The sequence below is a fragment of the Chitinophaga sp. genome, from assembly GCF_039596135.1.
Classification (GTDB): Bacteria; Bacteroidota; Bacteroidia; order Chitinophagales; family Chitinophagaceae; genus Chitinophaga.
This window is the reverse complement of the sequence record NZ_JBCNKH010000090.1, coordinates 1-24,499: the sequence shown is the minus strand read 5'-3', so window position 1 is coordinate 24,499 and position 24,499 is coordinate 1. Positions and strand designations below refer to the sequence as shown.

Genomic DNA, 24,499 nt, shown 5'->3' with positions numbered 1-24,499 from the left:
CGCCGGGGTGCGTTTGGTGCCGGGGCCACCTGGGTTGATTTCATCACCCTCACCGGTCTGCGGGCCCTTGCGCATGTAAAACCAAAGTTCCTGTTTGTAACAGGTATCTACTTCGTTCTCAACCTGCTATACTCCTTCGGACTGAAAAACATCAGTATTCTCGACATACTGATTCTCTCCATTGGCTTTGTACTGCGTGTCAAAGCAGGTGGGGTGGCTGCCAATGTAGCGGTGTCTGAATGGTTGATGATCATGGTTTTCCTGCTGGCACTCTTTATGGCAATAGCCAAGCGCCGCGACGATGTGCTGATCAAAACCAGCACCGGCCAGGAAATGCGAAAAGCCGCCGCCGGCTATAACCTTGACTTCCTGAACGTTATGCTGGCCCTGGTATCGGCTGTGATCATCGTGGCATACCTCATGTATACCATGGCGCCAGAAACCATGATCCGCTTCAAAACCTACCGCCTTTACTATACCTGTCTTTTTGTAATTGGCGGATTATTACGATATTTGCAAATAACATACGTAGAGAACAATACAGGTTCTCCCACCAAAATCCTATACAAAGACCGTTTCATTCAATTAACCATACTCCTGTGGGTGCTGAGTTTTTATGTGCTTATTTATTTACCCACTAACAAAAGTTTTTTTGAGTAATGGAAAAACGGTTAGCAAACTGGGGCAACTACCCCGTCATCTCCTGCGATGAGACAACATTTACGCAGGTAGATCAGGTTGAGGAAATCATTTCCTCACATTCTTCCATCATTGCCCGCGGCAATGGCCGCTGCTATGGTGACGCCTCGCTGGCTACCAATAGTGTTTCCACTCTTAAGTTTGACAAGGTGCTTCAGTTCGATACGGAGACCGGCGTCTTTGAATGCCAGTCGGGTATCACTTTAGACCAGATCCTCGGGATCGTAGTGCCTAAAGGCTGGTTCCTCCCTGTCACTCCCGGTACTAAGTTTATTACCGTAGGTGGTGCAGTAGCTTCTGATGTTCATGGTAAGAACCATCATGCGGAAGGCTCGTTCTCGAACCACATCATCGATATGGACGTGATTACAGGTAAAAAAGAAACCCTCACCTGCTCGAAGCACGTATTGCCCGACCTGTTCTGGGCTACCTGCGGCGGTATGGGTCTGACCGGTATCATCACCCGTGTGAAGTTCAGCCTCAAGAAAATCGAAACTGCCTATATTAAACAGAAGCAGATCAAAGCCCGCAACCTGGACGAATTGATCCGCCTCTTTGAAGAATATAATGGATATACCTATAGTATGGCCTGGATCGATTGCCTGCAAAAAGGCGATAGCTTTGGCCGGGGTATCCTCATCGTAGGTGAACATGCTACCAAAGAAGAACTGAATGCACAACAACAGGCAGCCCCCCTGAACCTGCCTGATAAACGCCCCCTGTCAGTTCCGTTCAATTTCCCATCGTTTGCCCTCAACACATTGACGGTGAAGGCCTTTAACTGGCTGTATTATGCTAAGAATACCAAAAAGGAAATCAACAATGTAATCCCGTACGAACCATTCTTCTATCCGCTGGATGCCATCCTGCACTGGAACCGTGGTTATGGCAAGGCTGGTTTTGTTCAATACCAGTTCGTGCTGCCATTGGATAAGAAGGAAGGTCTGGTCAAAATACTGAAGCGTATCAGTGATGCCGGACTGGGATCTTTCCTGGCAGTACTGAAAGTATTTGGTCACCAGGACAACCTGATTTCATTCCCGACGCAAGGCTATACCCTGGCGCTGGATTTTCCGGTACGCAAAGGGCTCTTTGCGTTCCTGGATGAACTGGACCAGGTGGTGCTTGAATACGGTGGAAGATTGTACCTTTCCAAAGATGCCCGGATGAAGAAGGAAGTATTCTGGCAGAGTTATCCCAATGCACAGCGATTTGCAGAAATTGTGAAAGCTTACAACGGAGATAACATATTCCATTCAGTACAGTCTGAACGACTGGGTATCAATTAATTAAATTCACCGCTTTAACCGAACATTTTAATATGCCTACTGCACTCATACTGGGCGCGGGATCTGACATAGCTGTAGCTATTGCCAGGTACTTTGCCGGCGAGAGATACGATCTCCTGCTGGCCGCCCGGAACGTTGATTCCCTTTACCCCTTACAACAGGATCTGAAAATTCGCTACAATATCAAAGCAGAAAGCTTTGCATTTGATGCAACCGATTTTGATAGTCATGCTGCTTTTTATGCGGGCCTTTCCGTAAAACCGGATATTACCATATGTGTATTTGGCTACCTCGGCGAACAGGAAAAGGCACAGTCCAACTGGTCAGAAACTGCCCGTATTATTCATACTAATTACACTGGCGCAGTGTCTATCTTAAATATAGTTGCTGAAGATTATGCTGCAAAAGGCGCAGGTACCATCGTGGGTATCAGCTCGGTAGCAGGGGAACGGGGCCGTCAGAGTAATTACATATATGGCAGTTCAAAGGCTGGTTTTACGGCTTACCTGAGTGGATTACGAAATCGTCTCTTTCACAAAGGTGTACATGTGCTGACTGTACAACCCGGTTTTGTGTATACCCGTATGACGGAGCACCTGAAGATGCCGCCATTGCTTACAGCACAACCACAGCAGGTAGCAAAGGATGTATACAAAGCGGTTCGCAAAAAGAAAAATGTACTTTATACTAAATGGTTCTGGCGTTATATCATGCTCATCATCAGGTCGATACCGGAAGGCATTTTCAAAAAACTAAAATTATAATGAAGCCATCCATAGCGTTTTTTGATTTTGATGGAACGATCACGACAAAGGATACACTTTTTGAGATCATTCGTTTTCATAAGGGCAGTGCGGCGCTGTATGCAGGAATGACCCTGCTCTCCCCTGCTTTGGTGGCTTTCAAAATGAAATTGATTTCCACACAGCGCATGAAGGAGATCGTGTTCCGGTTTTTCTTTGGAGGTAGTTCGGCAGATGCTTTCAGGATCCGGTGTGCGGAGTTCTGTGCACAACGGTTACCCCGGCTGGTGAAGGAAAATGCCCTGCAGGCCATTCGCCAGCATTTGGTACAGGGACACCAGGTAGCAGTAGTGACAGCTTCGGCAGAAGATTGGGTGGAACCCTGGTGCTCAAGCCTGGGGATCGTATGTATAGGTACACGGTTGGAGGTGCACAATGCATTGATTACCGGAAAGATACAGGGGTTGAATTGCAATGGTCCTGAAAAGGTAACGCGAATTAAGCAGACATTTGACCTGGATGGGTATGAGGAAATTTATGCTTATGGAGATACGAGTGGAGACCGGCCCATGCTGGGGATAGCGAAGTATGGGTATTTTAGAAAGTTTTAGTTTTATAGAGCGGGTTTATCATCGATAAACCCGCTCTCTTTTTTATTCACTTCTGAGACTTTTGATCGGATTTGCCAATGCAGCCCTGATCGCTTTATATCCTACCGTGATCCAGGCAATCACAATCGACATTACAATAGCAAGTATAAATACCCCCCAGCCTATTTCAATATGATAATAATATCCTTCCAGCCAGTGATTCATCAGGTAATAACCCAATGGCGCTGCTACCAGGAATGCTACTGCAATTAAGATGGTGAATTCCTTTGAGAATAAGTACAATATGCTCTGAACAGAGGCTCCCAATACTTTACGAATTCCAACTTCTTTGTTCTTTTGCACCGCCATAAAGGAAACTAAACCATATAATCCCAGGCAGGAAATGAGGATCGCAAGGAAGGCAAAGATCTTGAATAACTGTTCGACAATGGCAGCAGATTCATAAAACCTTGTAATCTCATCATCCAGGAATCCATAGTCATATAAATAGGTAGGATACACTTCTGTAAAAGTCTTTCTGATTAAATCGGCGGTTGTCAGGATTTGATTGGGATCTATGCTCACCGCAATGGTGGCATAGCCATTGTATTCCGACGTGATCACCGAAGGCCATATCTGCTCGTCCAGGGGATTATTGTTATAGTCTTTCAACACTCCCACTACGGGTATCATCTTGCTGTCTCCTACAGCAATCATCTTTCCGATGATCTCTTCATTTGATTTCAATCCCAGTTTTTTCACCAGTGTTTCGTTTACCAGTGCTTCGCGCAAGCTGTCATTACCAAATATGTACCTGCCGGCTGCCAGTTTCAGATCAAAGGTTTTATAATAGCCGGAATCAACCATGAAACGTTTTACACCGAAGTTCTCTTTTTCCGTCCTGGTATCATACAGTAGATTTGAATAATAACCTGACCGGGTGATAGGCGCACTGTTACAGAGCGTTACAGACTTTACACCCGGCAATGCTGCAAACCTGCTTTCGAGGTATCGGTATTTCGTTTTCAGCGCGCTGTCACTCGGCAGGTCTATCAACAGCACGGCATCTTTCTTAAATCCCATCGACTTGTTCCTGAAGTAATGCATTTGTTTTACGACCACCAGCGTAGCGATGACTAAGAGCTGCGCGATGACAAACTGAAAAATCACCAGTCCCCTGCGCAGGGACACACCACCTTTTTTCTGCGTATTGATCCTGCTTTTCAATGCCATAACGGGGTTAAAACCTGACAATACCAAACCGGGATAAAATCCGGCCAGGAAGGTAACCAGGATACCGGTGAATATCAAAAACAGGATAATAACCGGCAGGCTGGATCCTGTCACGGCAATTGTTTTTCCCAATATATGCCCCAGGGATGGCATGGCGATGACAGCCAGGGTAGTACCCATGATGAGGGCTAGCAGTGTGATCAATCCTGTCTCCAGCAGGAATTGTTTTAATAGCTGCAAGCGATTGCTTCCCAGGGCCTTACGCACACCTACTTCTTTTGCCCGGTTCACTGACTGGGCAGTGGCGAGATTAATAAAATTGATACAGGCTACCAGTAGCAGGAAAATGCCAATCAATCCCAGTGACCACAGTTCCCGTGGCGCCAGTCTGTTGGTATAAGGCAGGTCATAATCCGCATCCATGTGCATAGCAGACAGTGGTTGCAGGAAGAGTTGTGTATAGGTATATTTTTTTTTCTCCTGTTCCCTGTAATGTGAGGTAACGAAGCGGGGAAACTGAGCTTCAAGGGTCGTTGGGTCCGTACCGGGTTTCAACACTACAAAGCATTGGGAACCACCGGACATATCTGACCAGTTGTCTTTTGCCTTTTCCCGTATATCACCGAGACTGAGGAAGGTTTCGTAGGAAGCTGCGAACTGAAGGGGAATATCGGTATTCTCTGGTAAATCTTTGAACACCCCGGTTATTCTCAGGGGCACCCTGTAAGACCATAATTGCAGCGTCTTACCCATTGCGTCCTGAGCACTGCCAAAATAAGCTTTGGCCCTGCTTTCACTGATCACAGCGGTATGCGGCATGTTCATTTCTGATGCATTGCCTACAATCCATTTTACATCGAAAATGTCAAAGATCTGGGGTTCAGCGAAGAATTGACCACGACTGCTTTCTTTCACGCGCATTTCTTCTGCCCCGTTCTTTCCGGGTATATAAATCTGTGCGCCTCCAATCATGTGCGTCCTGCCTACTCTTTCCATAGCGGGGAATTCCGCTCTAAGGGCATCAGGCAATGCATGGACACACATGGTGTATCGCATGGTGATTTCGTTATTACTGAATTTTCGTTCGGTGGTGACTACGCGGTAGATGCGGTTTCGTTTTGATTGATAGTTGTCATAGCTCATCTCATTACGGATCACGAGGAAGATCAGTAAACTGGCACCGATGCCGATGGCTAGTCCAAAGATATTGAGGAGGGAGAAAGACTTCTTTGCCCAGAGTGCACGGGAAGAAAGCTTGAGATGGGTGTTCATGATAATAGAATATAGGGAATGATAACACAAAAAGCAGGTCAAAAACAATGTGTGTTCAAAATCAATAAATTAGATTAACAACATGCAGTTAAATTGTTCACTTACGTTACATGCCCTGTCCGGTTATGAACGTGCATTAGCCGGCGGCAGACCTGCCTAAAATAAAACACGCTTTTGCCGGTGGCAAAAGCGTGTTTTATCAGAAAATAATATTTGCTAAGCTGCAGCTTTCATATTCACTACTTTGGCTACTTTCGGCTTGATCTTAATAATCCCTGCATAATGCATCAACTTCATTACCGGGTAAGTGGGATCCAACTCGAACCACTTCTTTGCAAAGTTCGGACTATCCTTATACTTATGGTGATTATTCTGGAACAACTCACCCAATAATAGAATCCCCCATGGAGAGGTATTCCTGGAATGATCGCCATTGTCAAAACTATGGTAGCCATATTTATGACCACACCAGTTCACTACTGCGCCCTGTACAGGCCCCATCAGGAAGTGAATTGGTAGCAACAAATACCACCAGAAACTTGGGGCAAACGCTACATAATAACCAATATAAATCGCCATCCAGGCAAAACGGGTAATATTGTGATCACCAAATTTATCCATCGCATTCCACACAGGCAGCGGATCTTTGGTAAACTCTTCGTCAGCTACACGCTTGCCGGTCAGGAAATCGTTATACATTTTGCGGGTATGTACCATCATTGCCCATACATCTTTGAAGAAGTGTGGGGAATGCGGATCATGCTCAGTATCACTAAACTCATGATGCATTCTGTGCATCACGCCATACGCACGGGGTACCAGGTAAGAACTTCCCTGGAAGAACCAGGTGGAGAAATAAAACACCTTTTCCCAGGTCTTGCTCGTGGTATACATCTGGTGAGATGCATATCTATGCAGGAAGAAGGTGTGGAAGAAAAGCGACAGGAACCAGTGCGCGAAGAAAAATATCAATATCGCTGTCATTAACTCTTTTTAATTTTTTGATCAATAAGGGGCCGAAGATAGAATAAAAACCATCATTAATTACATAATAACCATATAGATAGTCTATATCCGGCTATAGATAAGGAGCAATAAAATGTTAAAGTTTATGCTAACAGGTATAGTCAGGGCAATTTAAGCAGGTTCAGTCCGTTATTCTTTGATTCTCACCCGCCGCAGTTCCAGCAGGTTTAACCCATTATTTTCCATCCCCTCCACATTCGGCTGCACCAGGTGAATGACCTCGTCATAGAATAACGGCACTACAGGTGCATCTGCCACTATCATTCTATCCATCTGGTTATAAAGGCTATATCGTACGCTGTCATTATTTTCCTGCAAGGCCGCTTCATAGAGTTTATCGAAGGCAGGGTTTTTATATCGGGTATAATTTGGCGGCGCCGGGTTCTTGCTATAGAACACCGCAAGATAGTTTTCCGCATCTGCATAGTCCCCCATCCAGCTACCTCTGAAGAAGGTGGCATCCGACTTGGCAGTTTGCTCCAGCAGCAATGCCTTTTGTACTACTTCTACCTGCACATGGATCCCTATCTGTTGTAACTGGTTCGCAGCATAATTGGCAAAGTCTTCATAAATAGGAATAGACAATAGCCTGATGACCGGCAATCCTTTGCCTTCCGGGTATCCTGCTTCTTTTAATAACTGCCTGGCTTTGTTCGGATTGTAACTATATCCTTTTACTTTACCTGTATCAAAAGATGGTAAGCCCTGCGGAATAAATCCTGCATTGGCCGGTGTACCAATGCCATTGCGGAGGTAGGTAATCATCTTCGCCCTGTCAAAACCATAGTTGATGGCTAAGCGGATATTTTTTAACCGTGTAGGTGACTGGCGTATTTTGGTACTATCTAACAGGAAACCGAAGTATTCTACATTCAGATAAGGAGTCTTATCCAGGATCATCTTTCCCGCCCACTCCTTTTTTAACTCCCCTTTCTTATTCAGTACTTCATCTTTAAAAGAAGCGTCGATATCATTCATGAAATCCAATTGTCCCTGCCGGAACAGCAGGAATTCCGTGGCTTTGTTATCGAGAAAACTGATCTTCACTGCATCTAAATAAGGCAATCCTTTTTCAAAGTAATGCGGGAACTTATGTAACACCAGTGCCTGTCCTTCTTCCCAGTAGTCAAACTGGAAAGGCCCTGTGCCACAGGGATGCTTTCTGAAATCCTTGCCGTATTTCTCCACTATTTCATGGGGAATGACGGAGCAATACTGCATACTGAGAATGCCTAATACAGGGTGAAAAGGTTGTAACAGGGTGAGTCTGAAAGTAGAGTCATCTATTGCTTCAAATCCTTTTTCAGGATCAACCCTGCCATTAAAAATCCAGGCGCCTGCCGATGCTGTGGCCGGATCCATAATGCGCTGTAAGCTATACACCACATCGCCGGCTACCATCTTTCGCCCCTGCCCACCGGGAAATACATCATTATCATGAAAGAATACATCTGTACGAAGGTGAAAGGTATACACCTTTGCATTTGGAGACACTTCCCAGCTCTTTGCCAGCAAAGGCCGGATCTGCAATTGCTGATCAGGTTCCACAAGTGTACTATATAATTGTTTCACCGCCCAGATGATAGCCTGGTTCTTGGCAAAGGCCGGATCCAGGGTGGCAATGCCATCCATCGCATTGTACCTGAATACCTGTTTTTTTCCGGCCTGTTTGGTCTGACAACTACTCAAAAGGAATACCGTTGCCCATATTATTAAAAAACGTTGTATGCTCATTAAACTGAAAATTAATATCTTTCCATTATAAAAATATCAATTTCTATGCGTGGCTTACTGTTGCTATTTATGGTCATGATAACGGCCTTTTCGGCTGGCGCCCAGGAGCGGACCTTCACCCATGCGGATACACTCCGTGGTTCAATCACCCCAGCCAGGGAATGGTGGGATGTACAGAACTACGACCTCCATGTGACCCTGAATGCCCAGGATAGTACCCTGGGGGGCTATAATACCATTACCTATTTTATTAATAAACCCGACAGCGTTATGCAGATCGATCTGCAGTTGCCAATGGGCGTAGACAGTGTCATACAGGATAAACAGAAGCTGGCATACGAGCGGGATGGTGATGCAGTACTGGTACATGTACTGGCACAGCAACCGAAAGGAAGTACAAAGAAAGTGACTATCTTTTTCCATGGCCGTCCCAAAACAGCGGTGAATCCACCCTGGGACGGCGGTATCATCTGGCGTAAAGACAAGGACGGTCGTCCCTGGATCGCGACTGCCTGCCAGGGAACCGGCGCCAGTGTATGGTGGCCCAACAAGGATACCCAGGCAGATGAACCGAATGATATGACGATTGCCGTGACCGTACCGAACTTCCTCGTGGATGTATCTAATGGTCGCCTGAAAAAGAAAGTTGTGAATAAAGATGGTACCGATACCTATATATGGTATGTATCGAACCCGATCAATAACTATGATGTAGCGCTGAATATCGGCAACTATAAAGAAATTAAGGATACCTATAACGGGGAGGGCGGTAAACTGGACCTGAGCTACTGGGTGCTGGATTATAATGTAGACACAGCCAAAATTCACTTTGAAGAAGTGAAGAAAATGCTGCAATGCTTTGAGTATTGGTTTGGTAAATATCCTTTCTACCAGGATAGCTACAAACTGATTGAGGCCCCCCATTTAGGAATGGAGCACCAGAGTGGTGTAGCGTATGGTAATGGTTTCGGCTGGGGATATAAAGGTCGTGACCTGTCTGGCACCGGCTGGGGATTGAAATGGGACTTTATCATCGTGCATGAAAGTGGGCACGAGTGGTTTGGGAACAACATTACCAGCAAAGACCTTGCGGATATGTGGATTCATGAGGCATTCACGAACTATTCAGAAACGTTATACACTGAGTGTGAGTTCGGTCGGAAGGCTGCTTTCGAATACATTACAGGTGTAAGGCAGAATATCAGGAATGATGAACCGATCATAGCGCCTTATGGGGTGAATGCAGAAGGTAGTGGAGATATGTATTATAAAGGTGGGAATATGGTGCATACCATTCGCCAGATTGTGAACAACGACAATGTATTCAGAGATGTATTGAGAGGCATGAACGAGACTTTCTGGCACCAGACGGTAACGACGAAGGATATCCTGGATTACCTGAATTACCGTACACAGATGAATTTCTCAAAAGTGTTTGAGCAATATCTGATGCACACCACGATTCCTACATTGGAATATCATTTTAATGGGAATGAGTTGCAGTTCAGGTGGGTGACCGACGTAGAGAATTTCAATATGCCGGTGAAGGTGACACTGAATGATATGGGGTACCAGTTTATTTATCCAGGTAAGCACTGGCAATCAACGCAGTTTACCTTAACGAATAAAAAGGACTTTAAGGTAGACCCGAATTTTTATATACACGTTAAACAGATCTAAACTTGTTGATGAAGGGCCTTCCGGGATTTCGGGGGGCCTTTTTTTCAGGATGGCTTCTTTACCAACCGGAACCCATGCTGCCAGGTACCAGTTCTAAACCCATATGCATACCAGAGAATACTCAACGGCTCTATATTCCTGCTCATTTCAATATTGCCCATATCCACAATATCAATCCATCCCATTTGTTGCAATAGTTCGGTCACGATCATTTTAGCCTGTCGTTTATTGCCGCAAATAAACATTGTCGGCGCATCCTGCTCGTGCTGTGGCCGGAACATAGATTCATGCCCAATACAACTCAATGCCTTTACCACATGTGCATCAGGTGGTAACCAGGCCTGCAATTGCTCTCCGGCAGAATTAGTATGACCGATGGAAAAGCTTAGTCTACCCTGCTGATCAGGACCTTTCCCGTCCAGCGGATTGGTGACATCCACGACAACTTTATTTTTAAAATTCCAGAGTCCCGCAGCTTCAATGGCTTTTTGGGTGCCAGCCCAGCTGGTGCAGATGACGAGTAATTCTCCCTGGGCAGCCGCTTCGCGAAAGGGGGCGGCGCTCACATGCGGGCCTATTTTGCGTATCCATTGTTGCAGGGATTCCTTGGCGGGGTTGCGTGTGCCAAGGATCACTTCATGTCCGGCCCTGATCAGGCCTTCGCTTAGTGTAAGGCCGACGGGACCGCTACCCAGGATACCTATTTTCATGCTTCCGTGGTTTGTGGGTAACGAATATAACAAAATAAATCAGGATTCTTTCCTGCTGGCCGGATACCCGAATAAAACGAGCCTGTATCTTTCAATTGATACAGGCTCGTTTAGTTGGTTATTTAAAATCGCTTATTGCAGATATCCTATAAACTTATTCAACCCCTGCCTTTTCGAAGGCGTGAGCGGATAACTCAGGTTCTTTACATAATAAGTCGTCAAATCGTACTCGTTAAAAGGATTCTCCGCCACTACCGCCGGAATATTATGAATCCCTATACTATTCGCATTATTAAACTGCTGAATAAACTCAATCGGCAATGCCTTGTTGCTAATCCATGCCGCAAACACCATTGGCAAACTCGTATACCTGATCCAATATTCCGCCAGGTCATAAATATACGGAGACACCTTGCGCTGTAAAAACGCCCTGTCCCCAATCACTAATCCAGCATCCGTTCCTTTGATGTTGCTTTCATAATCACCTGTAGTAGGAATAAATTCCACATCCAGCTTCCAGTAATCCCTTACCAGCAGTTTCAACAACGCCACTGAAGACCGGCTCTGGTAATCCAGATAAATCCGCTTAATGTCATGCAGGGGCACATCCGAGAACAAACATACCGACGCTACCGGTCCCTCTGCTCCAATACAATAATCTGAAATAATGTGGTACTCTTTCATCTTCGGTATCACTGCCACCGGCACAAGCGCTACGTCAACTATCCCATCTATCAGCTGCTGGCCTATCTTAGCCGGGTAGTCCACGCTCAGCTCCATCATGTTCATCACCGGATGATTCCTAAATCCAAATAATAATGGCTTGGTATTCAAATAACTTACTGCCGCTACTTTTACTTTCCGTTCCAATTTCAGTAATTTTGCCGGCTAAATTAGCACATTTTAGCTATATGTATCCTGTAAAGGGTGAAAACCACCCGTTACTAAACAATAAAATTTTAGTATGCAATTACAATCATTGACCGCCATTTCCCCGCTGGATGGGCGTTATCGCAAACAACTGGAAGAGCTGGCCCCTTATTTTTCTGAATTTGCACTGATCCGCTACCGGGTACTGGTAGAGATTGAATACTTCATTGCCCTCTCCGAGCAAAAGCTATTCACCCTCTCCAAATCCCAGGTGCCGGCCCTGCGTAAAATCTATCAGGAATTTACGGTAGAAAATGCCCAGCTGATCAAGGACACGGAGAAAGTGACGAATCATGATGTAAAAGCTGTAGAATACTTCGTTAAAAACGAGCTGAAAGCCTTAGGCCTCGAAGATAAGCTGGAGTGGGTACATTTCGGTCTCACCTCCCAGGATGTAAATAATACCGCTACCCCCCTGTTCTGGAAAGAAGCGATCGAGCATGTGTACATGCCAGCTATCGCTAACCTGATCCTGGGCCTGAAGAAATTCGGCAAACAGTGGATAAAGATCCCAATGCTGGCACGTACGCACGGGCAACCAGCTTCCCCAACCATCCTGGGTAAAGAGATCCTGGTATTTGCCGAAAGACTGGAAGGCCAGGTAAAACTGCTGGGCGAAATTCCTTTTGCAGCTAAATTCGGTGGTGCTACCGGCAACTTCAATGCCCACCACGTGGCATTCCCTAAAATCAACTGGGAGAAGTTTGGCGATAAGTTCGTAAACAATACCCTGGGATTACAGCGTATGAAGTACACAACCCAGATCGAACATTACGACAATATTGCTGCGCAATTCGATACGTTAAAACGTATCAATACCATCCTGATAGATTTCAGCCGTGATATCTGGCAGTATATCTCCATGGATTATTTCAAACAGAAGATCAAGGCGAACGAAGTAGGTTCCTCTGCCATGCCGCACAAAGTAAATCCGATCGATTTCGAAAATGCGGAAGGTAACCTGGGCCTGGCAAATGCCCTGTTTGAACACCTGAGTGCCAAACTGCCTATCTCCCGCTTACAGCGCGACCTCACTGACTCTACTGTATTGAGAAATGTGGGGGTACCTTTCAGTCATTCCATCCTGGCCTTGAAATCTATAGCCAAAGGCATGGATAAACTGATCCTGAATGAAGCGAAGCTGCATGACGACCTGGAGAATAACTGGGCAGTAGTAGCAGAAGCCATCCAAACAGTACTGCGCCGGGAAAGCTATCCACAGCCTTACGAAGCGCTGAAGGCGTTGACACGTGGGGGTGATCAGATCACACAGAAAACGATGCATAAGTTTATTGATGGTCTTAAAATTAGTGCAAGCCTGAAGAAAGAACTGAAGGCAATTACGCCACATAATTATACGGGGATCTGGTAGATGGTAAATGTATTTTAGCTGGCCGCAGGCCCGGCCCCAACGTCAAATTTCTTTCGCCTTTGGCGAAAGAAATTTGACGTCCTTTTTTAGAAGCAGTCTTCAAAATGCACCAACTCATAACTCCCATCTTTCCTGAAAGTAATCGCCACTATATCAAACCTGATCCGTTTCGGTAACTGAGTCATCCTGTTCATATACCCCTCCGCCACCGTCCTGATATGCCTGATCTTTTGCACATTCACCTTCTCCTCCGGATAACCATATAAATCAGTCCCCCTTGCCTTCACTTCTACAAAAACCAAACACCCATCTTTATGCACAATTAAATCAATCTCCTTTCGCCCCAACTTCCAATTGGCATGCAAAATGACATAATCCTGCGCTAAAAAATGCGCCCTCGCAATTTCCTCGCCTTTTTTACCTAAATCAGGATAGGTTAACATTGGATATTGAATATTTTTTAACTTCCTTTGGGGAAATTTTTCAGGTTCACTGTTATTGAAAATAAACAATTATAACGCATAACGTATGAGTGAGAAGAAACTATTCAGACTGGAAGGTAAGGTTCAAAATTATGCATGGGGTGGTTATCATTATATCCCGGCACTCCTGGGTATCCCCGAAACAAACAAACCCAGTGCGGAATACTGGATGGGTGCACACCAAAGCGCACCTTCCAAAATCGATACAGATGGTCAGACCACTACACTCGACCAACTGATCAAAGCGAATCCTACCGCTGCCTTAGGCCAGAAGGTGTGGGACCGCTTCGGTGAACTGCCTTTCCTGTTTAAGATCCTCGACGTAAAAGACATGCTGTCTATCCAGGTGCATCCTACCAAAGTAGAGGCGGAAAAAGGGTTTGCCCGCGAAAACGAAGCTGGTATTCCTTTAACCGCGTCGCACCGTAATTATAAAGATGCGAATCACAAGCCCGAAATCATGGTAGCCCTCAGCGAATTCTGGCTGCTGCATGGTTTCCTGCCTGAAGATAAATTGAAACACGTACTGAATACAGTTCGTGAATTTGCTTACCTGGCGCCTATCTTTGAAAACGAGGGTTACTACGGCCTGTACAAAGCTGTGATGGAACTGCCGCAGGAAGAAGTGAATAAGGTGCTTCGCCCGCTGGCAGAAAATGTATTGGATGCTTACCAGGCGGGTAGACTGGCCAAATCAGATCCGGCTTTCTGGGCAGGTCGTGCCATTGCAAACGATCCCCAGGGTCTTGACAGGCTGGATAGAGGGATTTTCTCTATCTACTTCTTTAATATTATGGAGGTGCATGAAGGTGATGCGGTATTCCAGGATGCAGGTATCCCACATGCCTACCTGGAAGGTCAGAATGTGGAACTGATGGCAAATTCTGACAATGTGCTGCGTGGTGGTCTGACACCTAAGCATATTGATGTACCTGAATTGCTGAAACATACCCGTTTCGAAGCCGTACATCCAAAAATTCTGAAAGGCGATGTGGTGAAAGGTGGTCTGGAAAGTATTTATGCCAGTCCGGCTCCTGACTTCGTCGTAAGCCGCATAGTGCTGAAAGCTGGTCAGAAATATGAGCATACCAGTACTTCTACCGAGATTCTGCTGGTGCTGCAGGGCGATGCCACCTTTGCCGGTGAGGGTGGGGTGAACCTGCCGGTGGTGAAAGGGCAGTCTGTAGTGGCATTATATAATACCCCTTACCAGATTGAATCTAAGAACGGGGTTGTAATCTATAAGGCGGGTGTACCTGCATAACCAACTTTTTTAGCTGGCCGCAGGCCGGTTCCTGCGGAAAAATCGCTTCTACCAATGGTGGGAGCGATTTTTTCGCTTGTTTCCCTATCTTTGTACAAATAAACTGATCAAATGAAGAAAGACGCCCGTGAAAATATAATGATTGCTGCACTGATCTTCCTGGCAATCATCAGCCGTGTCATCACCAACAACCTGCAGTTGTGGAATTTCAATGCCATCGGCGCCTCTGCCCTTTTCGGAGGTATGATGATTCGTAATAAACGCCTGGCTTATCTGTTACCAGTCCTCACCCTTTTCGTCAGCGATCTTTTCCTGCAGTTATTTACGAATGTACAGACCTTCTACGGGCCTTACATCGGCCAGCTCTTCTTTGTATACGGTGCATTCCTGTTCACCACCTGGATTGCCACCCGTATCAAAAAGGCAGACGCTTTGACCATTCTGATCGCCAGCGTTGGCACCGGTGTTGTCTTTTACCTGGTTACCAACCTGGGTACTTTCCTTACAACTAATTTGTATCCGCATAATCTGAGTGGCCTCATCGCCTGCTACGCAGCTGGTATTCCTTTTTACAAAGAAGGTGACCTTTTTAGCAGTTTCGCTTTGAATGGTATTCTTGGAAATATATTCTTCAGTGCGGTACTGTTTGGTGCATGGGCACTGATCAAGCAGATTTCCTTCCAACCTAAGAAGCAGCAGTTAGCTTAGAAAGATATTTTTTATAAAAAGCCGGTAACGATATGCGTTACCGGCTTTTTTATGCATAGAGATAAAGGTTATTCATCTTATAACGGCGGGGCATTGAAATCTTTATAAACCTAAATTAAATAGGCTGTGTTTACCCAACACAGCCTATCAATTTTTTTAATACCAATTTTAAAGAGAAACTAACTTAATCATCCAGTTTCAACACCGCCAGGAACGCCTCCTGTGGCACCTCTACGTTTCCGATTTGTCTCATTCTCTTCTTACCTTCCTTCTGCTTCTCCAACAATTTACGCTTACGTGAAATATCACCACCATAACATTTTGCAGTCACATCTTTACGCATCGCACTGATTGTTTCACGCGCCAGGATCTTCGCACCAATCGCCGCCTGAATCGCAATCATAAACTGCTGACGTGGCAGCAATTCCCTCAGCTTTTCACACAACTTACGACCAAAGTCCTGTGCACGGCTACGGTGAATCAACGCACTCAGTGCATCCACTTTATCACCATTCAGCAGGATATCCATCTTAGCGATATCAGCATCTCTCATGCCGATCGGAGAATAGTCAAATGATGCATAACCACGGGTCTGACTCTTCAGCTTATCATAGAAGTCAAATACGATTTCTGTCAGTGGCATTTCAAAGATCAGCTCTACGCGGCTTGGCGTCAGATAACTCTGATTGATGAGCAAACCTCTCTTACCCAGGCAGAGGGTCATGATATTACCGATATAATCTGGTTTTGTAATGATCTGTGCACGGATGAAAGGCTCTTCAATCCTTTCAATACGGCTGGGATCAGGCATTTCAGAAGGGTTGTTCACCTGGATCACCTCGTTCCTGGTCGTATGCGCAATAAAGCTTACGTTCGGTACGGTGGTGATCACCGTCTGGTTAAACTCTCTTTCCAGTCTTTCCTGGATAATCTCCATGTGCAGCATGCCCAGGAATCCGCATCGGAAACCAAAGCCCAATGCCTGGGAGGTTTCCAGTTCGAAAGTCAGGGAAGCGTCGTTCAGCTGGAGTTTCTCCATACAGTCGCGCAACTCTTCAAAGTCTTCGGTGTTTACCGGGAAAATACCGGCAAATACCATGGGCTTTACCTCTTCGAAGCCTTTAATAGCCTCCAGGGAAGGATTGGCCATGCTGGTGATGGTGTCACCCACCTTTACCTCTTTGGCATTTTTGATACCGGTGATGATGTAACCCACGTCCCCGGTTTTCACTTCCTTTTGAGGAGAAAGCCCCAGTTTCAGTACACCTACCTCATCGGCAAAGTATTCCTGGCCGGTATTTACGAAACGGATTTTCTCACCTTTTTTGATGGTTCCGTTATAAATTCTGTAATAAGCAATGATACCACGGAAGGAGTTGAACACGCTATCGAAGATCAGTGCCTGCAATGGTGCATCTGGTTCTCCTTCGGGAGCCGGAATGCGATCCACGATGGCCTGCAGAATTTCTTCGATACCGATACCGGTCTTACCGGATGCCAGGAGGATCTCATCTTCCTTACAGCCGATCAGTTCGATGATCTGATCCTTTACTTCGGGGATCATAGCCCCTTCCATATCGATTTTATTGATTACCGGGATGATTTCAAGGTCATTTTCCAGTGCCAGGTAAAGGTTAGAGATGGTCTGAGCCTGAATTCCCTGGGCAGCGTCTACGAGCAGCAGGGCGCCTTCGCAGGCAGCCAGTGCGCGGGATACTTCGTAAGAAAAGTCCACGTGACCGGGGGTATCAATGAGGTTAAATACATATTGCTGTCCATTGGACGTATAGTTCATCTGGATGGCGTGGCTCTTAATAGTAATACCCTTTTCTCTTTCAAGATCCATATCATCCAGGACCTGCGCCTGCATATCCCTTTCGGAAATGGTCTTGGTATGCTCTAATAGCCTGTCGGCCAATGTACTTTTACCGTGGTCAATGTGCGCAATGATGCAAAAATTCCTGATATTCTTCATATATGCTTATAAAACAAGACGTTTCTTCCGCCCCGCGTCAAGCCGCAAAGGTATTTAAATTTTGCTATTCATGAATATGTCGGGGCCGGGTATTTCATACTATTTTGGCTATATTTAATACAAACTTATAATATGGACCTCAAAACACGATTCGAAACCGCCGTGGCCGACAGTAAAACATTGTCTGAAAAACCCTCTAATGAAGTGTTATTACAATTATATTCACTATACAAGCAGGCAACAGAGGGAGATAATACGGCTGAGCCGCCGGCGAATCCTTTTGATTTTGTGGCGAAGGCAAAATATCAGGCGTGGGAGGAATTGAGAGGGAAATCTGCGGATGCTGCTATGGAAGAATACGTTCAATTGGTAACAAAACTCAAAAGCTAGGTATTCTTATCTGACGGTATGCAACTCCCATGGCGAAAAAACACCTCCCGGCTGGCCGCTGGCTAATACCCGCAGTGAAAAACGCTTCCCAGCCGGTTGCAGGTCAGCACCCACGGCGAAAAAACACTTCCTGACTCGCCGCTGGTAACACTTCACAGCAGAAAAACACTTTCTATCCGGCCGTAGGCCCCCTCCCCCGTGAAAAAATCCCTTCTGCCGAAGGTAGAAGGGATTTTTTCACAAACCCTTCGCTATCCCTTCTACAAACCGTACTTTTGTAACGTATGCTACAATCATTCAAGATAAGTGAAAAGACCCAGCACTACCTGGACCTGGAAGAACAGTACGGCGCGCACAACTACCACCCGCTCCCCGTCGTTCTGGATCGCGGTGAAGGTGTATTCCTCTACGACGTAGACGGAAAAAGATATTTCGATTTCCTCTCCGGCTACTCTGCCGTAAACCAGGGTCACTGCCACCCGGTACTCGTACAGGCACTCACAGATCAGGCAAAAAAACTGACCCTGACCTCCCGTGCCTTTCACAACGACCTGCTGGGTGAATACGCAGCATTTATCACCAACTACTTCGGTTACGACAAAGTCCTCCCCATGAACACGGGCGTGGAAGCTGTCGAAACAGCCCTCAAGCTGGCTCGCCGCTGGGGCTATGTTGTAAAAGGTATTCCTGAAAACAAAGCAAAGATCATCGTATGTGCCAACAACTTCCATGGCCGTACCCTGAATGTCATTTCTTTCAGTACTGATCCCAGCTCCCGCACTGACTTTGGTCCCTTCATGCCCGGTTATGAAGTGATTCCATACAATAATCTTGCTGCGCTCGAAAAAGCCCTGCAGGATAAAAACGTGGCTGGTTTTTTATTGGAACCTATCCAGGGCGAAGCCGGGGTAGTGGTACCCGACGAAGGTTACCTCTCCAAAGCCCGCCAATACTGCGAAGATGCCCAGGTACTCTTCATCGCTGATGAAATTCAGACCGGCCTTGCCCGCACCGGCAAAATGCTGGCATGTGATCACGAAAATGTACACCCTGATATTCTTATTCTCGGTAAAGCCCTTTCTGGCGGCTTGCTACCAGTAGCGGCTGTACTGGCCAACGATGAGATCATGCTTACGATCAAACCAGGTGAACATGGTAGTACCTATGGCGGTAACCCACTCGCCTGCAAAGTAGCAATCGCTGCCCTCACTGTGCTCAAAACAGAAAAGATGGCAGAAAATGCTGCTGCTATGGGGCAACTGTTAAGACAGGAACTGGCTGCACTTGCCTCTCCACATATTGGAACCATAAGGGGTAAAGGACTCCTCAATGCTATTGTTATCAATCATCCGAATCCGGAAGCCGCGTGGGATCTGTGCCTGGCACTGAAAGAAAATGGGTTGCTGGCCAAACCAACTCATGGTGATAAGATCCGGTTTGCACCGCCTTTATTGATTACTGCCGCGCAGATAAAGGAAAGCGTAGAGATTATTGGCAAAAGCCTTGAGATATTATAGGAGAAGATATCATGCCGGGAATTAGGATAGTCCTTGAATGATGATAATATCAGGTAGGTTCCTGAAGTATTGCAACAATAGGCATATTCCTTGAATGATTATAATATTAGGTATGCTTCTGAAATATTGCAACAACAGGCACGTCTCTTGATTGAGTATAACATCAGATCAAATCATACTGTCACACATGTTCGCAAACGACTAACGTACAATCCTACATAACTGCATGTCCGAAAAAATTAAAACCATCAGAAGCAGTGGCTGGAAAACGGATTTCATCATAGGCTTTCCCGAAGGCCTGTTATTACTGTTTTTCACCACCTTCCTTTCACACGATCTGAATATTACCATCCAGCGATTCTATACCATCAATACCCTGATCTGGCTCATAGGCAGTCTGCTCGTAATGATCACTGCTTTCTATGCAAATAAAGGCGATAGCCAGCACGACGTAGGCACCCTCTCTCCCGAAGAACGCCAAAAACTCGAAGACCTGGAAATAGGCCATCACATTATCGCCGACATTGCCAGCGAAATGGAAAAAGATGCAAATGACTGGGAAAATACTTTACAGGAAGAACAGGTAGAAGTAACCCATTTCAACCTGGGCCGTGCCCTGCTGAGCGCTGCCATTACAGGAATCTTTTTCCTGGTTGGAGGTATTCTGCCCCTGCTACCTTACCTGAAGAATGAAAATTTCTTTCGGGCAGCACAAAACAGTGTCACTTTTTGTTTTGTGCTGATGATAGTATTTAGCTTTATAAAATCCAAAATGACCAGCCAGCCGGCACTGCCGGTTATCCTCCGGAATATTGGCTATACCGGAGCCGTGTACCTCGGGGCCTGGGTTATGGCAATGATTTTTCGTTAATCTTCCTTCTTAACCGACTTCCCATTACTTGTAAACAACACACTGACAAACGCTCCCAACGCCGCCACCAGCGACAGGAACAGTGCAATATGCCTGTCCGGGCACTCCCCCATCTCACACCGGCTAAACAACAACAGATTACGAAACGTCCATGCGGCCAAAAAAGCCGCCATGAACAAATTGAACCTTGGCGCCATTTTCCCCTTCAGCAAAAACAGTATCCCAATCACCACCCCAAAGAAAACATTCACTTTCCCTGGCTGACCAAAATTGGAGCCATAAGTCTGCAACCCGGTAAAAACCTCTTGTTTACCTTCAACTACCACAGTAATCCAAGGCAGAAATACACATACAATGACCACAACGACTGATATCAGTCCGAAAATTTTGTTTTTTGCCATAAAATAAATTACCTGGCGCCCGGCGCGCAATGTTCTTTCAAATAATTAGTATACAAACTAGATAAATGTCTCCTCGTCCCTTCCCCTTCACTAATACCATGCGTACGGTTCGGATATGCCATGAACTGGAAAATCTTATTGTATTTAATCAGCTCATTCAATAACATTTCCGCATTCTGATAATGTACATTGTCATCACCAGTACCATGCACATACAACAGATTACCCCGCAGATTTTTTGCATAAGTAATTGGTGACCCCTTCACAAAATCTTCCCTGTTTTCCTCAGGCAATCCCATGTAACGCTCCTGGTAAATATTGTCGTAAGTTAATTGATTCCCAACAGCAGCAATCGCAATACCCGTTTTATAAATTTCCGGATACTGAAACAGGAGGTTCAGCGTCATGGAACCACCACCGCTCCAACCCCACACAGCTACACGGGAGGTATCCATATAACTATGCTCTCTAAACAACTCCTTCGCTCCCATAGCCTGATCACGGGCATTCAAAATACCTACTTTACGATATATCGCCTTGCGCCATGTTCTACCTTTGGGTTGCGGAGTCCCTCTATTGTCCATAGATACATAAATGTAACCATCTGCTGCCATGTCACCATTGTACAGGTGATTGTAACCAGCACCATATTGGTCTAGCGTAGTAGCACCAGCCGGTTCCCCATATACATAAAATACAACCGGGTATTTCTTCGTAGAGTCAAAGTTGTTAGGCTTCGCCATCCAACCGGTCATAGTCACCCCATCTTCGGTCGTCACGTTGAAGAACTCCTGTTTGTTCATACGGCGTGAACTGATAATATCTTTATAGATCTGCTCTCCTTCGCCGGTTTTGTGCGTAGACAGTTTCACCACTTCCTCCTGGTTACGGTAGTAGTGATTGGAGAAACCATGCAGTGCATATTTTGCATCGGGAGAGAGTTCGTAAGTATGCATACCTTCTTCTGACAGCGGAGAGATTCTTTCCGGTGTGCCTTTGCCATCGAGTGATACCTTGTAGAGATATTGCTGGGTAGCATTGTCAGGAGATGCAAGGATGTATGCCACTTTGTTTGCTTCATCAACTTTCAGCAGGTTGATCACATCATAATTACCCGGCGTAATCAGTTGTTCCTTCCCTTTCAGGTCTACATTATAAAGGTGACGCCAGCCATCTTTTTCACTCACCCATACAAAAGACTGTCCGTTGGAAAGCCAATCCCAGCCACTGATATCGCGGTCATCCCAGCGGGATTTCACATCGATCCAGGCAGAGTCCTTTTCTTTATAAAAAGAAGTCGCTTTGCCGGTGGCTGGGTTGGCGAGGAAAAGAATGCTTTCATTCTGTTTGCGGTTCAGCTGTTGCAGGATGAGCTCATTTTTGCCTGGTAACCATTCCATGCGTGGAATGTAGTGTTGCTGCGCATCGCCAGGTACCTGCAGCCAGGTAGTCTTTGCGGTGGCAATATCTACTACGCCCACACGACAGGCAGACGGACTTTCGCCGGCTTTCGGATATTCTACCGGAATGGTATATGAATATATGGAATCAGTGTTGTCGATCATGAGGAAATCCCTGATCCTGGTGGCATCAATTTGCCAATAGGCGATGGACTTCCCATCAGGACTCCAGCGGAACCCGTCGCGGCAGCTGAATTCTTCTTCATATGCCCAGTCGAAAGTACCGTTGATAAGGCGGCGGGTACCATCGGTGGTAAGGGCTTTGCGCTTGCCGGTAGCAAGATCTTCTACATAGAGGTTATGACCACTTACATAAGCGACCTGCTTAGCGTCCGGAGACAGCTTGGCAAACATCAGGGATGATTCTGGCAGACCTGTACCTATTTTCTTCAGATTATTGTTGCTCAGGTCCAGTACATAGTAGTCGCCGCGGGTATCATAGCGCCATACACGTTTTGCATTGGTGTAGACAAGGAGTTTTTTTTCATCAGCAGAGAAGTCAAAATCCCTGATCCGGATTGGGTAGCCGCCCTGGGTCAGTAACCTGGCAGGAATCTTTTCTGACTGGGAACCGTCGGAGAGTTTTACCGCCACGATAGAGCTGGTAGATGGCTCATAGATATATTGCCCGTCACGGCTCCATTTTGTTGACTGCCCGGGTTGCGCCATCGCTGTGGCAGCCGTAAGGCAGGTCCTGAAAAGGATACGCCGAAACAGCTGAAAGCATTTGCTGCCAAATACCCGCTCTCACTTCGCAACTGGGATTTTCTGACCGGTTACAGCCAAAAGGACATTGAAGATTTTGCGCTGAACAGCTTTAAAGCAATCGTCAAAAAGCCGGAGGGAGAGGACCAGGTCATACATCAAACCTCTTTTTATTTAGTCGGACCTGACGGCAAGGTGCTTAAAGATTATGACGGCGTGCAGAAAGTTCCGTATGATGATATTCTCTCAGATGTCAAAGCGGCTGAGGAGCTCAAGTAAACTGGCAGATTAGACATTTTCAAATCTGAAAAAACATGTTACACTTTCCACTAGTAGACGGGGAAGGAGCAACCAGATTGAAGCTGCGAATGTTCTCATTGATCGCCGGACTGGCCTTGCTTTTATCAGCTTGTTCTGTCCAGCGCACCGGTTCTGACGCTGAAGAACCGAAAACGAAAGATCATATTGTCATAGCTGCGGTCGGTGATTCATTGACTGAAGGAGTAGGAGATCCTGACGGTTCAGGATACGTCGGCAGGGCAGCGGAGTCTCTTAAGAAAAAGGGACATGTGAAAACGGTAGATATTAAAAATTATGCGGTGCAGGGTGACAAAACGTCGGACCTGCTGGAAAAGCTTGATAATAAAAAAGTTCAGAAATCATTAAAGAGCGCCGACTATATCTTTTTTACCATCGGCGGCAATGACTTAATGAAGGTGCTCCGCCAGAATATGATGCAGCTGACGGTTCAGCCGTTCCAAAAGGAAGAGAAACCTTTTGAAAAACGATTCAAGGCGATCGTTTCAAAAATCCGCAAATATAATGAAAACGCAGAGCTGGTGTATGTCAGCATGTATAATCCATTCACGTTTACGCTGCCTGAATTAAAAGAAATTAATGGGGTTGTAACGGATTGGAACAAGATCGCCGCAAAAGAGCTGGAAAAAGATCCCCACGCCGCTGCGGTGAATGTTGAAGACTTGTTCAGTCAAAAAAGCGGCAGCAGACGGATTTCAAAGGATGATGATTTTCATCCGAACGCAAAAGGGTATGCACTCATCGCCGACCGATTATACGGCATCATAGAAAAACAAGGGTTACCAGCAGAATAGGGTGAAATGATGAAAAAATGGAAATCGCTGTTTTTTGTTCTTCTCGCACTCAATGTGATTGCCGCCGCGGTAATTGTGACATTATTGGTTATGCCGGGAGAACAGACGAAAATACAAGATCAGACAAAAAGTGAGTACGGCTTTCATATCACGAGCTCGAAAGAATCTCTTGCCAGGTTTGTGAATGCGTACTTAAAAGAGAAGGCATCGAATCAGCTTGACTACAAAGTGGACATCAATAACGATGTGCACGTGGCAGGTAAAATCAAAGCATTCTCAACCTCCATTAACGCGGTCGTCACATTTGAACCGTCCGTACAGGAGAACGGAGATGTG

At 45.9% G+C, this 24,499-nt stretch carries 23 protein-coding genes; 14 read left to right on the top strand and 9 right to left on the bottom strand.

The window, feature by feature from the left end; genetic code table 11:
• From ABDW16_RS28455 to ABDW16_RS28440, 4 genes are all read left to right on the top strand, one after another.
• Nucleotides 1–660, top strand: a 660-nt coding sequence (locus ABDW16_RS28455) for a UbiA prenyltransferase family protein (protein WP_343674562.1), incomplete at its 5' end; no start/stop codon positions are given.
• Nucleotides 660–1,988, top strand: coding sequence for an FAD-binding oxidoreductase (locus tag ABDW16_RS28450; RefSeq protein WP_343674561.1), 1,329 nt, complete (start codon nucleotides 660–662; stop codon nucleotides 1,986–1,988). The genes ABDW16_RS28455 and ABDW16_RS28450, both read left to right, overlap by 1 nt.
• 32 nt (nucleotides 1,989–2,020) lie before the next feature.
• The gene (locus ABDW16_RS28445) at nucleotides 2,021–2,752 is read left to right on the top strand and encodes an SDR family oxidoreductase (RefSeq protein ID WP_343674559.1); all 732 of its coding nucleotides are present in this window, start codon (nucleotides 2,021–2,023) and stop codon (nucleotides 2,750–2,752) included.
• Nucleotides 2,752–3,342, top strand: coding sequence for an HAD-IB family hydrolase (locus ABDW16_RS28440; protein WP_343674558.1), 591 nt, complete (start codon nucleotides 2,752–2,754; stop codon nucleotides 3,340–3,342). The genes ABDW16_RS28445 and ABDW16_RS28440 overlap by 1 nt, the downstream gene beginning before the upstream one ends.
• 42 nt (nucleotides 3,343–3,384) lie before the next feature.
• Here the strand turns inward: ABDW16_RS28440 and ABDW16_RS28435 are convergent, their stop codons facing one another.
• From ABDW16_RS28435 to ABDW16_RS28425, 3 genes are all read right to left on the bottom strand, one after another.
• Complete coding sequence (locus ABDW16_RS28435) at nucleotides 3,385–5,826, bottom strand: ABC transporter permease (RefSeq protein WP_343674556.1); 2,442 nt, start codon at nucleotides 5,824–5,826, stop codon at nucleotides 3,385–3,387.
• Between the two features lie 216 nt (nucleotides 5,827–6,042).
• Nucleotides 6,043–6,810 carry an acyl-CoA desaturase gene (locus tag ABDW16_RS28430; protein WP_343674555.1) on the bottom strand — a complete coding sequence of 256 codons (768 nt, stop codon included), beginning with the start codon at nucleotides 6,808–6,810 and terminating at the stop codon, nucleotides 6,043–6,045.
• Nucleotides 6,811–6,981: 171 nt separating this feature from the next.
• On the bottom strand, nucleotides 6,982–8,586 hold the full coding sequence (locus ABDW16_RS28425; RefSeq protein WP_343674553.1) for an ABC transporter substrate-binding protein: 1,605 nt from the start codon (nucleotides 8,584–8,586) through the stop codon (nucleotides 6,982–6,984).
• A gap of 45 nt (nucleotides 8,587–8,631) precedes the next feature.
• On the opposite strand from ABDW16_RS28425, the gene ABDW16_RS28420 reads away from it, so the two are divergent.
• Nucleotides 8,632–10,266 carry a M1 family metallopeptidase gene (locus ABDW16_RS28420; RefSeq protein ID WP_343674552.1) on the top strand — a complete coding sequence of 545 codons (1,635 nt, stop codon included), beginning with the start codon at nucleotides 8,632–8,634 and terminating at the stop codon, nucleotides 10,264–10,266.
• A gap of 44 nt (nucleotides 10,267–10,310) precedes the next feature.
• Here the strand turns inward: ABDW16_RS28420 and ABDW16_RS28415 are convergent, their stop codons facing one another.
• Both ABDW16_RS28415 and ABDW16_RS28410 read right to left on the bottom strand, forming a co-directional pair.
• Nucleotides 10,311–10,976, bottom strand: coding sequence for an NAD(P)-binding domain-containing protein (locus ABDW16_RS28415; RefSeq protein ID WP_343674551.1), 666 nt, complete (start codon nucleotides 10,974–10,976; stop codon nucleotides 10,311–10,313).
• Nucleotides 10,977–11,108: 132 nt separating this feature from the next.
• Nucleotides 11,109–11,846, bottom strand: coding sequence for a menaquinone biosynthesis protein (locus tag ABDW16_RS28410; RefSeq protein WP_343674550.1), 738 nt, complete (start codon nucleotides 11,844–11,846; stop codon nucleotides 11,109–11,111).
• Nucleotides 11,847–11,940: 94 nt separating this feature from the next.
• Between ABDW16_RS28410 and purB the strand changes: the two genes are divergently transcribed.
• Complete coding sequence (purB, locus tag ABDW16_RS28405; RefSeq protein ID WP_343674548.1) at nucleotides 11,941–13,278, top strand: adenylosuccinate lyase; 1,338 nt, start codon at nucleotides 11,941–11,943, stop codon at nucleotides 13,276–13,278.
• A gap of 86 nt (nucleotides 13,279–13,364) precedes the next feature.
• Here purB and ABDW16_RS28400 read toward each other — a convergent pair whose 3' ends face one another.
• Complete coding sequence (locus ABDW16_RS28400; RefSeq protein WP_343674546.1) at nucleotides 13,365–13,721, bottom strand: YraN family protein; 357 nt, start codon at nucleotides 13,719–13,721, stop codon at nucleotides 13,365–13,367.
• Between the two features lie 85 nt (nucleotides 13,722–13,806).
• Here ABDW16_RS28400 and manA point away from each other — a divergent pair, with 85 nt between their 5' ends.
• Together manA and ABDW16_RS28390 are read left to right on the top strand one after the other, a co-directional pair.
• Complete coding sequence (gene manA / locus ABDW16_RS28395) at nucleotides 13,807–15,024, top strand: mannose-6-phosphate isomerase, class I (RefSeq protein ID WP_343674544.1); 1,218 nt, start codon at nucleotides 13,807–13,809, stop codon at nucleotides 15,022–15,024.
• 111 nt (nucleotides 15,025–15,135) lie between these two features.
• Nucleotides 15,136–15,732, top strand: a complete 597-nt coding sequence (locus ABDW16_RS28390; protein WP_343674542.1) for a DUF6580 family putative transport protein — start codon at nucleotides 15,136–15,138, stop codon at nucleotides 15,730–15,732.
• Between the two features lie 184 nt (nucleotides 15,733–15,916).
• Here ABDW16_RS28390 and lepA read toward each other — a convergent pair whose 3' ends face one another.
• Nucleotides 15,917–17,707: a translation elongation factor 4 gene (lepA, locus tag ABDW16_RS28385; RefSeq protein WP_343674541.1), complete on the bottom strand. Its 1,791-nt coding sequence runs from the start codon at nucleotides 17,705–17,707 to the stop codon at nucleotides 15,917–15,919.
• 132 nt (nucleotides 17,708–17,839) lie between these two features.
• Here lepA and ABDW16_RS28380 point away from each other — a divergent pair, with 132 nt between their 5' ends.
• From ABDW16_RS28380 to ABDW16_RS28370, 3 genes are all read left to right on the top strand, one after another.
• On the top strand, nucleotides 17,840–18,097 hold the full coding sequence (locus tag ABDW16_RS28380) for an acyl-CoA-binding protein (RefSeq protein ID WP_343674539.1): 258 nt from the start codon (nucleotides 17,840–17,842) through the stop codon (nucleotides 18,095–18,097).
• Nucleotides 18,098–18,381: 284 nt separating this feature from the next.
• Nucleotides 18,382–19,614, top strand: coding sequence for an ornithine--oxo-acid transaminase (rocD, locus tag ABDW16_RS28375; protein WP_343674538.1), 1,233 nt, complete (start codon nucleotides 18,382–18,384; stop codon nucleotides 19,612–19,614).
• Between the two features lie 226 nt (nucleotides 19,615–19,840).
• Nucleotides 19,841–20,485: a VIT1/CCC1 transporter family protein gene (locus ABDW16_RS28370; protein WP_343674536.1), complete on the top strand. Its 645-nt coding sequence runs from the start codon at nucleotides 19,841–19,843 to the stop codon at nucleotides 20,483–20,485.
• Here the strand turns inward: ABDW16_RS28370 and ABDW16_RS28365 are convergent.
• Nucleotides 20,482–20,886, bottom strand: coding sequence for a hypothetical protein (locus tag ABDW16_RS28365; RefSeq protein WP_343674535.1), 405 nt, complete (start codon nucleotides 20,884–20,886; stop codon nucleotides 20,482–20,484). The genes ABDW16_RS28370 and ABDW16_RS28365 overlap by 4 nt on opposite strands.
• An 8-nt stretch (nucleotides 20,887–20,894) precedes the next feature.
• Entirely contained in the window at nucleotides 20,895–23,015 is a 2,121-nt protein-coding gene (locus ABDW16_RS28360) for a S9 family peptidase (protein WP_343674534.1), read from the bottom strand.
• On the opposite strand from ABDW16_RS28360, the gene ABDW16_RS28355 reads away from it, so the two are divergent.
• The 3 genes from ABDW16_RS28355 to ABDW16_RS28345 form a co-directional block, all read left to right on the top strand.
• Nucleotides 23,007–23,330 (top strand): SCO family protein, encoded by a 324-nt coding sequence (locus tag ABDW16_RS28355; RefSeq protein ID WP_343674533.1) that lies wholly within the window; start codon nucleotides 23,007–23,009, stop codon nucleotides 23,328–23,330. The two genes, ABDW16_RS28360 and ABDW16_RS28355, sit on opposite strands and share 9 nt — an antisense overlap.
• 35 nt (nucleotides 23,331–23,365) lie before the next feature.
• The gene (locus tag ABDW16_RS28350; protein WP_007612078.1) at nucleotides 23,366–24,163 is read left to right on the top strand and encodes an SGNH/GDSL hydrolase family protein; all 798 of its coding nucleotides are present in this window, start codon (nucleotides 23,366–23,368) and stop codon (nucleotides 24,161–24,163) included.
• A gap of 6 nt (nucleotides 24,164–24,169) precedes the next feature.
• Nucleotides 24,170–24,499 (top strand): DUF2140 family protein (locus tag ABDW16_RS28345; protein ID WP_343674532.1); only part of this gene is annotated, 330 nt, incomplete at its 3' end.

Coding starts and splice junctions, on each gene's coding strand:
- purB (WP_343674548.1), top strand. CDS start 11,941: ATGCAATTACAATCATTGACCGCCATTTCCCCGCTGGATGGGCGTTAT.
- ABDW16_RS28420 (WP_343674552.1), top strand. CDS start 8,632: ATGCGTGGCTTACTGTTGCTATTTATGGTCATGATAACGGCCTTTTCG.
- ABDW16_RS28450 (WP_343674561.1), top strand. CDS start 660: ATGGAAAAACGGTTAGCAAACTGGGGCAACTACCCCGTCATCTCCTGC.
- ABDW16_RS28380 (WP_343674539.1), top strand. CDS start 17,840: ATGGACCTCAAAACACGATTCGAAACCGCCGTGGCCGACAGTAAAACA.
- ABDW16_RS28435 (WP_343674556.1), bottom strand. CDS start 5,826: ATGAACACCCATCTCAAGCTTTCTTCCCGTGCACTCTGGGCAAAGAAG.
- ABDW16_RS28390 (WP_343674542.1), top strand. CDS start 15,136: ATGAAGAAAGACGCCCGTGAAAATATAATGATTGCTGCACTGATCTTC.
- ABDW16_RS28425 (WP_343674553.1), bottom strand. CDS start 8,586: ATGAGCATACAACGTTTTTTAATAATATGGGCAACGGTATTCCTTTTG.
- ABDW16_RS28400 (WP_343674546.1), bottom strand. CDS start 13,721: ATGTTAACCTATCCTGATTTAGGTAAAAAAGGCGAGGAAATTGCGAGG.
- ABDW16_RS28370 (WP_343674536.1), top strand. CDS start 19,841: ATGTCCGAAAAAATTAAAACCATCAGAAGCAGTGGCTGGAAAACGGAT.
- ABDW16_RS28365 (WP_343674535.1), bottom strand. CDS start 20,886: ATGGCAAAAAACAAAATTTTCGGACTGATATCAGTCGTTGTGGTCATT.
- ABDW16_RS28415 (WP_343674551.1), bottom strand. CDS start 10,976: ATGAAAATAGGTATCCTGGGTAGCGGTCCCGTCGGCCTTACACTAAGC.
- ABDW16_RS28445 (WP_343674559.1), top strand. CDS start 2,021: ATGCCTACTGCACTCATACTGGGCGCGGGATCTGACATAGCTGTAGCT.
- ABDW16_RS28360 (WP_343674534.1), bottom strand. CDS start 23,015: ATGGCGCAACCCGGGCAGTCAACAAAATGGAGCCGTGACGGGCAATAT.
- ABDW16_RS28440 (WP_343674558.1), top strand. CDS start 2,752: ATGAAGCCATCCATAGCGTTTTTTGATTTTGATGGAACGATCACGACA.
- rocD (WP_343674538.1), top strand. CDS start 18,382: ATGCTACAATCATTCAAGATAAGTGAAAAGACCCAGCACTACCTGGAC.
- manA (WP_343674544.1), top strand. CDS start 13,807: ATGAGTGAGAAGAAACTATTCAGACTGGAAGGTAAGGTTCAAAATTAT.
- ABDW16_RS28350 (WP_007612078.1), top strand. CDS start 23,366: ATGTTACACTTTCCACTAGTAGACGGGGAAGGAGCAACCAGATTGAAG.
- lepA (WP_343674541.1), bottom strand. CDS start 17,707: ATGAAGAATATCAGGAATTTTTGCATCATTGCGCACATTGACCACGGT.
- ABDW16_RS28430 (WP_343674555.1), bottom strand. CDS start 6,810: ATGACAGCGATATTGATATTTTTCTTCGCGCACTGGTTCCTGTCGCTT.